General features: G+C 71.1%; 8 protein-coding genes. 3 read left to right on the top strand and 5 right to left on the bottom strand.

All coding sequences use genetic code 11. The features are described 5' to 3' along the window. Nucleotides 1-256 precede the first annotated feature (256 nt). From QH276_RS00415 to QH276_RS00405, 3 genes are all read right to left on the bottom strand, one after another. A complete protein-coding gene (locus QH276_RS00415) occupies nucleotides 257-1,135 on the bottom strand; it encodes a hypothetical protein (RefSeq protein ID WP_280396646.1) in 879 nt (292 codons plus the stop codon). Nucleotides 1,136-1,428: 293 nt separating this feature from the next. After that, on the bottom strand, nucleotides 1,429-2,523 hold the full coding sequence (locus QH276_RS00410) for a hypothetical protein (RefSeq protein WP_280396645.1): 1,095 nt from the start codon (nucleotides 2,521-2,523) through the stop codon (nucleotides 1,429-1,431). A gap of 76 nt (nucleotides 2,524-2,599) precedes the next feature. Beyond that, on the bottom strand, nucleotides 2,600-4,078 hold the full coding sequence (locus tag QH276_RS00405; RefSeq protein WP_280396644.1) for an NAD(P)/FAD-dependent oxidoreductase: 1,479 nt from the start codon (nucleotides 4,076-4,078) through the stop codon (nucleotides 2,600-2,602). A gap of 246 nt (nucleotides 4,079-4,324) precedes the next feature. Between QH276_RS00405 and QH276_RS00400 the strand changes: the two genes are divergently transcribed. After that, the gene (locus QH276_RS00400) at nucleotides 4,325-5,803 is read left to right on the top strand and encodes a cytochrome P450 (protein ID WP_280396643.1); all 1,479 of its coding nucleotides are present in this window, start codon (nucleotides 4,325-4,327) and stop codon (nucleotides 5,801-5,803) included. Between the two features lie 70 nt (nucleotides 5,804-5,873). Here QH276_RS00400 and QH276_RS00395 read toward each other — a convergent pair whose 3' ends face one another. Together QH276_RS00395 and QH276_RS00390 are read right to left on the bottom strand one after the other, a co-directional pair. Beyond that, nucleotides 5,874-6,752, bottom strand: coding sequence for a serine hydrolase (locus QH276_RS00395; RefSeq protein WP_348536588.1), 879 nt, complete (start codon nucleotides 6,750-6,752; stop codon nucleotides 5,874-5,876). 46 nt (nucleotides 6,753-6,798) lie between these two features. Then, the gene (locus QH276_RS00390) at nucleotides 6,799-7,011 is read right to left on the bottom strand and encodes a hypothetical protein (protein ID WP_280396641.1); all 213 of its coding nucleotides are present in this window, start codon (nucleotides 7,009-7,011) and stop codon (nucleotides 6,799-6,801) included. Nucleotides 7,012-7,334: 323 nt separating this feature from the next. Here QH276_RS00390 and recC point away from each other — a divergent pair, with 323 nt between their 5' ends. Together recC and QH276_RS00380 are read left to right on the top strand one after the other, a co-directional pair. Next, complete coding sequence (gene recC, locus QH276_RS00385; protein WP_280396640.1) at nucleotides 7,335-10,940, top strand: exodeoxyribonuclease V subunit gamma; 3,606 nt, start codon at nucleotides 7,335-7,337, stop codon at nucleotides 10,938-10,940. A 427-nt stretch (nucleotides 10,941-11,367) separates the two neighbouring features. After that, the coding region (locus tag QH276_RS00380; RefSeq protein WP_432278778.1) for a UvrD-helicase domain-containing protein at nucleotides 11,368-12,439 on the top strand (1,072 nt) is incomplete at its 3' end.

Genomic DNA, 12,439 nt, shown 5'->3' with positions numbered 1-12,439 from the left:
GCCTTGTTGGGGGGGGGGTTAATTTGGGGGGGGGGGGGGGGGGGGGGGGGGGGGGGGGGGGGGGGGGGGGGGGGGGGGGGGGGGGGGGCGGGGGGGGGGGGGGCCGGCGTAAAACCATTAATTCCGGGGGGGGGGGGGGGGGGGGGGGGGGGGTTTACCCGCGGGGGGCGGGCCCCCGGGGCCCCCCGGGGGCGCGGGGGGGGGGCGGGGCCTCCGGGGGGGGCCGGGCGGGCGTGGCCCGCCGGACACCCAGAAATCACTGCGGCGGCGTGCCGTGCGGTGCGGCGGTGAAACCCTCGGCCGCGCCGATCGCGCCGCCGACGGCCGCGCCGACCGCCATCACGGGTGCCGCGATGACCGCGTACCCGATCGCCGCGCCGAGCACGGGCCCGATCACGAGGCCGATCGGCAGGAACGGGACGCCGGAGATCAGCCCTGCGACCGCGCCGACCATCGCGGAGGTGGTCGCGATGGGGGAGGCCAGTGTGTTGGCGACCGAAGCGCCGATGGCCGCGGAACCCACGGTCTGCGCGGCCATCCGGTCCGATCGGCTGCGTTCCACGCCCACCGAATCGTAGAAGGTCGCGATCTGCGCCTCTGCCTGCGCGGCGCCGGTGTTGATCTCCCGGACGTCGAACGGCGGTGCGTCCATGAGGATGTTGCCGATCCGCAGTTTGCCCGGCGGCGCTTCGATCGGGGCCACGGGTGCCACCGGCATCGGCGCGTGCAACTCGCCCTGCGGTGCGAGATACGCGTGCTGGGGCAACGGCCGGGTGGCCGGGACCGGCGCGGGTGCCGGCAGCGGATCGGCGACCGCGGCAGGAGCCGGGGCCGGCGGGGCGGGAACGAACGGCGCCGCCGCGACACCGAACGTATCGGTGGCCGACCGCACGGCCACCCGGGTCGCATCCTGGACGGCGGTGGTGAGGTTCTGGATCGGGTCGCTCGTGGCGGGTGCCTGATGGAGCAGATTCGCCGGTAGCGCGGGGATCCGGTCCGAGGCGGGTGGAGCCGGAACTGCTTCGGCAATGGCCGTACCGGCGCCGATCAGCGTCGCGATGAGCGGGACGGCTCCCGCCGCGACCACCGATCCCGCAGCCCGCCGAGCCGGACCGGTAGCTCTGTGCTTACCCATGGTCGCCTTTCTCCGGGAAATTGTCGGTTTGCCCGACATTCGGACCGGAACGCCCGGCGGATGGGATTGTCCTGTTCGGTCCGCTGAGCGCCGGACCAGCTGGCGGGTAGCCGAGCGCGCGGAAGTGTCGATAGCGAATGGTTTGCGCTGGGACGGCCAGGGTTGCCCGGGCACGCCCGAACGGTCCGCCTCGCGGAATCGGTGCCGCTTCGATCCCGGGATGCGGAGCGGAGGTCACGTCGACCGGACCGGTGCTGCCGTGGCGCCACCGGCCCGATGGCCGCGGTATCGAACTATCGCGGGGCGGGCCCGAGGAGCGGGGCGGTGAAACCGTCGGTGACGCCGTAGGCCGCGCCGAGTGCCGCGCCGGCGAGCATGGCGGGTACCGCGACGACCCCGTAGCCGACCGCCGCGCCGAGGACGGGCCCGGCGACGAGTCCGGTGGGCAGGAACGGTATTCCCGCTACGAATCCCAAGGCCGCGCCCAGCATGCCGAACGGGATGGCCACCGGTGCCGCCACGGCATTGCCGATGGCCGCGCCGATGACGGCGTTGCCCATGGTCTGGGCAGCGAGCCGATCCGACCGGGCGGGGTCCATCCCCGTCGAATCGAGGTAGGTCGCAATCTGGTTTTCGGCCTGGGCGGCGGGCTGGTTGACCGGCCCGGCGTCGAACGGCACCGCCACGACGAAGTTGCCGATCCGCAAGGTCCCCGGCGGTGTTTCGGCCGCTGCTTCCGGGCCGGCGTGGTGTGCCGCGGGGAGGGAACCTCGGGGCGTGAAGAAGGTCTGCGCCGGCAGCGGCGCCGTGCCCGGGGCGGTGGACAGCGTATCGGCGGGTGCGGCCGGGTGTGTGATCGCGGGAATCGGCGCGAACCCGGCCGGCGGTGCGGTGACCGCGTCGAGGTGGCCGGTCACCGACTGGACTGCTTCCCGTACCGCCTCGGCGGCCGCTGACAGTGGGTCGGAAGCGGCAGGCGCGGCGAGGTTCGCGACCGGACCCCGGGTGGTGCTCGTCGGGACCGGTGCCGCGGCCGCGGCGAAGGGCTCGGCGGCGGTCGCGAGTGGCTCCGTGGCCGGGAGCGAGACGGGCGCCGAGGACACGTCCGGGACCGGAGTTGCGGCGGTGGGGGCCACCAGCGGGTCTACCGGAGCCGGCGCGGACGCGGCTTCTGCGGTGCCCGCGGCCGGGACGGGGGCGGGCGGGAACAGCGCGGGGGCTGGCGGGAACAGGGCCGCGGGCAGCGCCGGGAGCGCGGGTGGCGCGGGGTGTGCTTCGGCAGTAGCTGTACCGGCGCCGATCAGTGTCGCGATGAGCGGAACGGCACTCGCCGCGACGACCGATCCGGTAGTGCGCCGGGTGACACCTGGAGCTCTGTGCTTACCCATGATCGCCTTTCTCCGGAACTAGTCGGTTTGCCCGATGTTAGCTCCGGAGTGGCTCCATGCCTGGGAGGTCGGCCGGTCAGCCGACCTTACGATTGCCTCCCGGTTTATCCGCCGCGGCGATCCCGTTACCGGTGGGGTCGGCCGGGGAAACACCGGGCGCCGGCCCCGGCGGCCGCCGTCCGGCCGCGCCGCGCACGATCTCCTCGCCTTCCTCGCTGTCGCCGTAGACCGCTTCCAGGGCGAGCCGGGCAAAGATCCACTGTTCGGTCGCCGCCATCTGCCCGCGGCTGCGGCCGAGGAAGGTGACGAACCACTGGATGATCGTGATGATCCGGCTCCGGTAGCCGACCAGGTAGTAGAGGTGCAGGGCCAGCCAGGCCAGCCAGGCGATGAATCCGCCGAATTCGAGCTTCCCCACTTGGCAGACCGCGCTGAACCGCGAGATCGTCGCCATACTGCCCTTGTTGAAGTATTTGAAGGGCCTCCGGTCGGCCGGGTTCTGCTTGCCCGCGATCTCGGCCTTGATCTGCTTGGCCGCGTAGGTCGCCCCCTGGATCGCGCCCTGGGCCTGCCCGGGGACCCCGGGTACCGACATCAGATCGCCGACGACGAAAACGTTCGGATGCCCCTTGATGGTGAGGTCCGGCTCCACCACGACCCGCCCGGCGCGGTCCACCTCGGTTCCGTCCGAACGTTCCGCCAGCATTTTGCCCAGCGGGCTGGCCTGCACCCCGGCCGACCACACCTTGCAGGACGATTCGATCCGCCGGGTGGTGCCGTCCTGGTCCTTCACCGTCACGCCGTGCGCGTCGACATCGGTCACCAGGGCGTTCAGCTGGATTTCCACGCCCATGGATTCCAGGCGCCGCTGTGCCTTGCTACCCAGCTTCGGGCCCATCGGCCCGAGTACCGCGCCCGCGCCCTCCACCAGGATCACCCGGGCATCGCGGGGATCGATGTTGTGGAAGGTGCCCTCCAGGGTGCGGTCGGACAGTTCGGCGATCTGCCCGGCCAGTTCCACGCCGGTGGGGCCCGCGCCCACCACCACGAAGGTGAGCAGCCGGTCGCGTTCCTCCTGGGTCCGCGCGACCTCGGCCTGCTCGAAGGAGCCGAGGATCCGGCCGCGTAGTTCGAGGGCGTCGTCGATGGTTTTCATCCCGGGCGCGAAGGTGGCGAACTGGTCGTTGCCGAAGTACGACTGCTGCGCGCCGGTGGCGACGATCAGACTGTCGTAGGGGGTCACGGTGGTTTCGCCGAGCAGTACCGAGGTGACGGCGCGTTGTTCGAGGTCGATATCGGTGACCTCACCCAGCAGCACCCGGGCGTTCTTCTGCTTCCGCAGCACCAGCCGGGTCGCGGGGGCGATCTCGCCGACCGAGAGGATCCCGGTGGCCACCTGGTAGAGCAGCGGCTGGAAGAGGTGCGTGGTGCTCTTGGAAATGAGGGTGACCTCGACATCGGCCCGTTTGAGATGTTTGGTGCCGAAGAGGCCGCCGAATCCGGAGCCGATCACGACGACGCGGTGCCGGCCGTTCCCAACAGGTTGCGTACTCATATCGCTCCTCGCCAGCGGTGGGCCCGGGGCTGCCCGGTGATCATTGTCCGACAACGCACACGGTAGTAGCAGTACCCGTCGAGGACACAGTTGGACGCTCGTAGGTCACCAGTGGTGTGGTAACTCACCACGATAGCCATTGCGTAGTGATATCGGGGGGTGCGCGTCGGTACCGATTCGGTCGAAATGAGTGAGCCGGTGCAACAAAGAGAATACGATGGGTACAGTCTCTCAGGAGGTTCCGTCATGGTCACCGTCGACCGTGTCACCGCGTCCCGCGCGCGCACCGACACCGAGAATTCGGCGCTTATCGAAATACCCCGGCGTGAGGTACTCGATCGGCTGTTGCTGAAGGTCCCGGAACGGCCGAAAACGCTGGCCACCCCGCCCGCCGGGCGGGCTGCCGCGGCCGTTCGCGGGGACGCCGGCCTGCCGTATCTGGGCCGGACCTTCCACTACATGCGCTGGGGTCCGGCCGAGATGATGGACCGGTACCGCCGGTACGGTCCGGTCACGCTCAACAGCTCCATGGGCATGGACCGGGTGTTCGCCGCGGGACCCGAAGCGGTCGACGAAGTGGTCGGCAGGCGCCGCCGCGATTTCGGGCAGGGCTGGGATTATTTCATCGGGCCGTTCTTCCGGCGTGGTCTGCTGCTGCTCGAATTCGACGAGCACATGTTCCACCGGCGCATCATGCAGCAGGCCTTCACCCGGGAACGGCTGGAAGCCCATCTGGCCGAGCTCACGCCCGTCGTCCGCGCCACGATCGGGCGCTGGGTACCGGACGAGCCCGGTGCGAGCGCGACGGTACAACTCTTCCCGGCCGTCAAGGAGATGGCGCTGGATATCGCCGGCGAAACCTTCATGGCGGTGGAGGTGGGGGACGAGCGCCGGAAACTGACCGACGCGTTCGTGGCCTGCACGCATGCCGGGCTCGCGCTGGTCCGGCACAATGTGCCGGGCGGAAAATGGCGGGCCGGGCTGCGCGGCCGCAAGGTGCTCGAGGAGTACTTCCGGGCGATGGTGCCGCAGAAGCGGCGCAGCGACGCCCCCGATTTCTTCTCCGGCCTGTGCCATGCCCGCGCCGAGGACGGCTCGGTGTTCAGCGACGCCGATGTGGTCAACCATATGATCTTCCTGATCATGGCCGCGCACGACACCACCACGACCACTGCCACCGCGGTCGCGTATTACCTGGGCAAACATCCGGACTGGCAGCAGCGGGTGCGCGACGAGGTGCGTGCGCTCGACCGGGCCGCCGACTCCCCGACGATCGCCGACCTGGATACCCTGCGCACGCTGGACCTGGTGGTGAAGGAGAGCCTGCGCTTGATGCCGCCGGTTCCCGGAATGGTGCGCCGCGCCGTCCGTGACACCGAGATCTGCGGGCACTACATCCCGGCCGGGACGCCGGTGGATCTCGGGTATCAGGTCAATCACCTGCTCGCGGAGTTCTGGACCGATCCGGAGGTCTTCGACCCGCTGCGTTTCTCCGACGAGCGGCGCGAGGACAAATCGCACCGGCTCGCATGGATGCCGTTCGGTGCCGGCTCGCACAAGTGCATCGGAATGCATTTCGGCACTTTCGAAGTGAAAACGATCATCTCCGCGATGGTGCGCGACTACGAGTGGAGTTTCCCGGCGGACTACCGGATGCCCTGGGGTTTCACCACGATTCCGTTCCCGCGCGACGAGGCTCCGATGCGATTGCGGCGTCTCACCTGAGACACCCGGACGCGCAACGCCGGTCCTCCCGTACGGGAAGACCGGCGTTTGTGCGTTCCGGGCTGCCGGTTCAGCGGCCGGCCAGCAGATATTCGGCGACGGTGGTGTCGGTGGCGGATCCCTCCTGGTAGCCGCCCTCGCCGTTCATCGCGGTCATGATGGCCAGGGTGTAGCGCTCGCCGGGCCCGGCGAAACCGACCGAGTTCACCACCCAGCCGCCCTGTTCGTCGGACCATCCGTTCTTCAGCCCCGGACGCATGGCCGCGCCCGCGCCCCAGACGCCCCAGTGCTGGTTGGAGTCGACGCGGCGCATCAGGTCGAGCAGGTAGGCGCGGTCATCGGGATGCATGCGGTCCAGCACATTCGACATCAGCCGGTCGAGATCGGCCGCGGTGGCCTTCTGGAACGCCCAGTGCGGGCCGGGGTTGGGGGAGGGCTGCGGGGCGAGGCTGGTCATCCCGTTGGCGCGGAAGGCATTGTTGAACGCCATCCGGTCGAACCCGGCGTACTTGTTCCACAGCAGGTCGGTGGCCTGGTCGTTGGAGGTCAGCAGCATCTGCTCGATGAGTCCGCGATCTTCCGGCGGTAGCGCGATGGCGCCGACCCGGGCGCGGTTGAGCAGATCCTGCGCGATGGCGAGTTTGATCGTCGACGCGGTCCACACCATGTCTTCGGCATGCGGGCTCGCGTAGACGGCGCCGGTGTGCCGATCCCGGATCACATACCCGGTGACGCCGGGTCGCGAGTCGAGATACGAGTTGACGGTTTCGATCCGGGCGGCCATATCGCAGTCGAAACCGTGTGCGCAACCCTGGGTATGCGCGAGCGGAACGGCATCGGCAGCAGGCAGGCCGGCGGGCACGCCGGCGAACAGGATCGCGGCGGCGGCCAGGACGGTGGTGGGTGCGGCCACGCGGGGCGCAGCACCGGTGAGCAGGGGGTAACGCACGAGGAAACACCTTGTCATATCGGCGCTCCGCGCGCACGTTTTCCAGCTAGTGGACCCGGGCCGTGGCCTTCAGTTCCGCCACCGGGCGGCCGTTGAGGCGATAGCAGTGCTCGAAGGCCTCGGTGTGTTCGTCACGCGGCCACGAGTGCAGGACGACAGTGCGCCCGTAGTGCCGGGAGTTGACCAGTTCCCACCGGTCACCGGAGCGGCGGACGGTGAACCCGTCCCGCGGTATCAGGGGAACAACCAGCGCTTTCATCGACGCGAACCAGCCTTTCGTGCGGTAACCCGTTCCTCCCGGGGTTGCACTGTGACACAGCGCCTCTCCCGGATCCCGGCCATCCGGGCGCGTGTCGGTGGCGCATGTGCGCTAAATCACTGTGCAGACAGGGGTCTTATCGGGTAGAAGCGTTCGGCGCTAGGGACATTCGGGTGATGATCACCTGTCCCGGGGTTGTCCGGTCCGTCGCGGGGGGTTGCCCGGTGGTGTCGGAGGCGGGGCGTATAAACGGGGTGAACAAGGGCGGCCGCGACTGCGCGGGTGCGGCGAGGACGGTGATCGAACCGAGCGGAAGGGCGGAGATGGCGCTGCACATCCACCGTGCCGAACGCGCGGATGCGCTCGCCGCCGCGCTGGCCGCGGTACTCGCCGATCCGCTGCCCGATCCGTTCGCGCAGGAACTGGTCGCGGTGCCGGCCAAGGGCGTGGAACGCTGGCTGGCGCAACAACTTTCGGCGGTCCTGGGGTGTACGCCCGGAGGCCGCGACGGGATCGCGGCCAATATCCGGTTCCCGGCGCCGGCGGCGCTGGTCGACGAGGTTCTCGCCCAGGCGACCGGTATCGACCCGCAGAGCGATCCCTGGGCGCACGATCGTGTGGTGTGGACCTTGCTGCGGGTGATCGACGAATCCCTCGGCGAACCGTGGTGCGCCGTGCTGGCGCAGCATCTCGGCCCCGCCGCGAACCCCTCCGGTGACTCGCGAACCGGCGACCCCGGACCTGCGGCCGGCGATCCCGAAGGCGGTTTGGGAGACGCCGGCTTTCCGACCGCCGGCGCGGAGCACCGGCTCGGCCGCCGCTACGCCACGGCGGCCCGGCTCGCGGCACTGTTCGAGGGGTACGCGCTGCAGCGCCCCCGGCTGATCACCGAATGGGCGGCCGGCGCCGATACCGATGGAACCGGCCGGCAACTCCCCGGCGACCTGGCCTGGCAGCCGGTGCTGTGGCGCCGGCTGCGCGCCGCGATCGGCACCCCCGGCCCCGCGGAACGCCTGCACACGGCGTGCGCCCGGCTGCGTGACGAACCGAATACGGTCACGCTGCCGGACCGGCTGTCGGTCTTCGGCGCGACCCGGCTACCCGCCGCGCAGCTCGCGGTACTCAGCGCCCTCGCCGAGCATCGCGACCTGCATCTGTGGCTCACGCACCCGAGTCCGGCGCTATGGGCGGCGCCGGACCCGTCGCGAACGGGTGACGAGGCGGATGGACGAGCAGATCGTGGGTTCCGCGAAACCGCGGCGCTTCCGGCAACACCGCCCGGCTCCGGGCCACCACTGCCCGCGGAAATCAGCCGGGCCGAGGACGATTCGGCTGCCCGCGTCCGGCATCCACTGCTGGCCGCCTCGAGCCGGGACATCCGGGAATTGCAGCTGCGCTTGCCGGTGCCGGCCACAGATACCCGGTACCCGGCCCTGCCGGGCGCGATCCGGCCGCGGCCGGAGATGCTGCCGGGACCCGCGGCGATCGGCGAGAAACCCTCGGCGGCACCAGGTCCGGCCGGCTCGGGGGTGGGCAGCGAGCCGGAGCCGGCGACCTTGCTGCAGGCCGTGCAGGCGCATATCCGGGATGACGAGTGGCCGCCCGTGCCCGGACGGCGGCACGGCGACGGCAGTGTGCAGATCCATGCCTGTCACGGCCCGGTGCGGCAGGTCGAGGTGCTGCGGGAATGCCTGCTCGGTCTGTTCGCCGCCGACCCCACGCTGGAACCGCGTGATGTCGTGATCATGTGCCCCGAGGTGGAGGCTTTCGCGCCGTTGGTCCGGGCGGCGTTCGGGCAGCCCGCGGCGGACACCGCGGAGGCCGCGGTACATCCCGGCCATCGGCTGCGGGTACGGCTGGCCGACCGCGGCCGCGGGGCCACCAATCCGCTGCTGGGCCTGGTGGCCCAGTTGCTGGAGCTGGCGCGCGGGCGGGTCACGGTTACCGAGGTGCTGGATCTGGCGGCCGCCGAGCCCGTCCGCCGCGCCTGCGGATTCGACGACGACGATATCGAGCGGATGCGGGAATGGGCGGTCGAGGCGGGCGCCCGGTGGGGGATCGGACGGCGGCAACGGCAGGCGTTCGGACTCGGCGATTTCGAGCAGAACACCCTCAACGCCGCGCTCGACCGGATCCTGCTCGGTGTCACCGCGGACGAGAGCTCGCAGGCCTGGCTGGACCGTGTGTTACCGCTCGGCGATGTGGACAGCAACGATATCGACCTGGCCGGCCGCTTCGCCGAATACGTCGACCGGCTGGCGGCGATCCTGCGCGATCTGCAAGGTCCCGCACCGGCCGCGCAGTGGTCGGCGATCCTGGGCCGCGCCCTCGACCTGCTGACCGATATGCCCGAATCGCAGGCCTGGATCCGGACCGAGGCGCGCCGGGAACTGGCGGCGGCCACCGCCTACGCCGGGGATACGGTGCTGCGCCTGCCCGATATCACCGAACTGCTGCAGAGCCGATCGGCCGCCACCCCGACCCGCGCGAACTTCCGCACCGGTGAACTCACCGTGTGCACCCTGACCCCGATGCGTTCGGTGCCGCACCGGGTGGTGGTGTTGCTCGGTGTGGACGACGAGGTCTTCCCGCGCGGTGCCGGTATCGACGGCGACGATGTGACAGCCCGTGATCCGCTGGTCGGTGAACGGGATCCGCGCTCGGAGGATCGGCAGTTGCTGCTGGACGCGATCATGGCGGCCCGCGACACCCTGGTGGTGTTGCATACCGGCGCCGATCCGGTGACCGGCGCGTACCGCCCGCCTGCCGTACCGGTCGCCGAACTCCTCGACACCCTGCGCGCCCATGTCGGTCCGGACGGGATGGGCGCCGTGCTCACCCGCCATCCGCTGCAGCCGCACGATCGGCGTAACTTCGCGCCGCCCGCGCCGTTCGGTTTCGACCCCGAGGCATTCGCCGGGGCCCGGGCGACGCTGCGCACACCGGAATCGGTGCCGGGCCCGCTCGCCCGGGTCCTGCCCGCGGCGGAGACCACCGAAACAGGTCTGGCCGAGCTGATCGCCTTCCTGGAGCATCCGATTCGCGGTTTCCTCTGGCAGCGGCTGGGTGTCCGGATTCCCGAACCGGAGGAGGAGATCACCGATCGGCTGCCGATCGAATTCGGTGGTCTCGATACCTGGGCGCTCGGCGAGCGGATGCTGACGGCCCGGCTCGCCGGGGCCGATCCCGCCGCGCTGCGGGCGGCGGAATGGCGGCGTGGCACCCTACCGCCTGCCGAACTCGGCCGCGCCGTACTGGACGACGTGGAACGGACCGTGGAGACCCTCGTGCGGGCCGCGGCGCCGGATTACACCCAGCCGCCCCGCGATATCGATATCACCCTGGACCTGGGCGGCGGCCGCCGGCTGACCGGAACCGTCGCCGAGGTCCGCGGAGATCTGCTGGTGCGCACCACCTTTTCCCGGGTGGCGCCGAAACATCGCCTGGCGGCCTGGGTTTCGCTGCTCGCGCTGGCGGCGACCGAGGACCGGCAGTGGCGCGCCGCCGTCACCGGCCGGGGCCGGTTCCCCACGCCCGCCTGGCGCGCCGAACTCACCGCACCCCCCGCGGCGGAGGCGGGCGCCCTCCTGCGCACCCTGGTCGCGCTGCGGGAGGCAGGACTGAACGAACCCCTGCCCATTCCCACGGCGACGACGGCCGCCTACGCCGAAGCACGTTTCCGGCGGCTCCCGCCCGAGGAGGCGATGGTCGCCGCCGACCGGGCGTTCGCCGGTGGCGACCGCACCCGCGATTTCGCCGAGCACACCGACCGGAACCTGCGCTACATCTGGGGTCCGGCACCGGACCTGAGCCGGCTCGCCGCCGCCCCGGCGCCCGCCGGGGAACCCGTGGAGCAGACCCGTTTCGGTTCCATCGCCCGGCGCCTGTGGGCACCATTGCTCCGGGCCGAACAGCAGGGGGCCCCGTGAGCGCCGTACGCCCCGGTCGGCGGGCAGGGCGCGCCGGACATTCGGGCGGTTCGGTACGCGTGTCCGCCGGTTCGGGCACGTCAATAGCGAATGCTGCCTGCCCGGACCCGCGGGCAGGGCATGCCGGACGTTCGGGCGGCGCGGCGTGCGCGGCCGCCGGTTCGGGCGGAGCAGCAGGAAATGCTGTACGTCCGGGGAGCTGGGCAGGGCGCGTCGAATGTTCGGGCGGTTCGGTAAAGGTGTCCGCCGGTTCGGGCACGTCAGTAGCGAATGCTGTACGCCCGGGGAGTTGGGCAGCGCGCGCCGGACGTTCGAGCGGTTCGGCGTGCGCGGCCGCCGGTTCGGGCGGAGCGGCAGGGAATGCCGTGTGCCCGGGGCACTGGGCCGGACGTCCGGGCGCCGCGGCGCCGCGTGCTGCGGGCCGGGTATGCGGGGAGAGGGGGCGACCGTGACAGCGACCGCGACCTCACCGCCGGCCGGTGGCAGCACCTTCGATCTCTGCGACGACCTGCCGGTGGGCACCATCGTGCTCGAGGCGAGCGCGGGGACCGGTAAAACGTACGCGATCGTCGGCCTGGCCGTTCGCTATGTCGCCGAGGCGGGGATCCCGATCTCGCGGTTGCTGCTGGTGACGTTCAGTCGCGCGGCCACCCAGGAGTTGCGGGAGCGCACCCGCGACCGGTTCGTCACCGTTGCCGCCGCCCTCGCGGATCCGGCGGCCGCACGGGCCTCGTCCGACGAACTGGTACGGCATCTGGCAGGCGCCGGATCGGGCGAGGTCGAGACCCGCCGGGCCCGGTTACTCACCGCGCTCTCCGATTTCGATGCGGGGGTGATCGCGACCACGCACAGTTTCTGCCGGCGCATGCTCGGCGAACTCGGCCTGGCCGGCGATCTCGACCCCGGGGTCCGGCTGGTGGAGGAGGCCGACGATCTCATCCGCGCCGTGATCGATGACCTGTATCTGAGCCGGTACGCACGCACCCCGGCGCCGTTCACGGTGAGGCAGGCCCACCGGTTCGCCACCGCCGCGGTACGTGATCGGCAGGCCGTACTCGCCCCCGACACCGACGAGGCGTCGGCGCAGCGGGTCGCCTTCGCCACCGCGGTACGCGCGGAAACCGAACGCCGCAAACGGTTGTCGGGGATACGGGATTTCGACGACCTGCTCGTGCTGCTGCGCGATATCCTGGCCGATCCGGTCCGCGGTCCCGGCGCGTGCCGCCGGATCCGGGACCGCTACCCGGTGGTGCTGGCCGACGAGTTCCAGGACACCGATCCGCTGCAGTGGGAGATCCTGTACCGCGCGTTCCACGGCCACAACACGCTGGTGCTGGTGGGTGATCCGAAACAGGCGATCTACGCGTTCCGCGGCGCGGAGGTGCTCAGCTACCTCGATGCCGTGGGCCATGCGAGCGCCCGGCGGGAACTGACCACCAACCGCCGCAGCGATGCGGCGCTGCTGCGGGCACTCGAGCATCTGCTCGGCGGTGCGGCCC

The organism is Nocardia carnea, assembly GCF_029869215.1.
In the GTDB taxonomy this organism is placed as follows: domain Bacteria; phylum Actinomycetota; class Actinomycetes; order Mycobacteriales; family Mycobacteriaceae; genus Nocardia; species Nocardia carnea_B.
The sequence above is the reverse complement of the archived record's forward strand: the minus strand, read 5'-3'. Positions and strand labels throughout refer to the sequence as shown.

Coding starts and splice junctions, on each gene's coding strand:
- QH276_RS00415 (WP_280396646.1), bottom strand. CDS start 1,135: ATGGGTAAGCACAGAGCTACCGGTCCGGCTCGGCGGGCTGCGGGATCG.
- QH276_RS00410 (WP_280396645.1), bottom strand. CDS start 2,523: ATGGGTAAGCACAGAGCTCCAGGTGTCACCCGGCGCACTACCGGATCG.
- QH276_RS00405 (WP_280396644.1), bottom strand. CDS start 4,078: ATGAGTACGCAACCTGTTGGGAACGGCCGGCACCGCGTCGTCGTGATC.
- QH276_RS00400 (WP_280396643.1), top strand. CDS start 4,325: ATGGTCACCGTCGACCGTGTCACCGCGTCCCGCGCGCGCACCGACACC.
- QH276_RS00390 (WP_280396641.1), bottom strand. CDS start 7,011: ATGAAAGCGCTGGTTGTTCCCCTGATACCGCGGGACGGGTTCACCGTC.
- recC (WP_280396640.1), top strand. CDS start 7,335: ATGGCGCTGCACATCCACCGTGCCGAACGCGCGGATGCGCTCGCCGCC.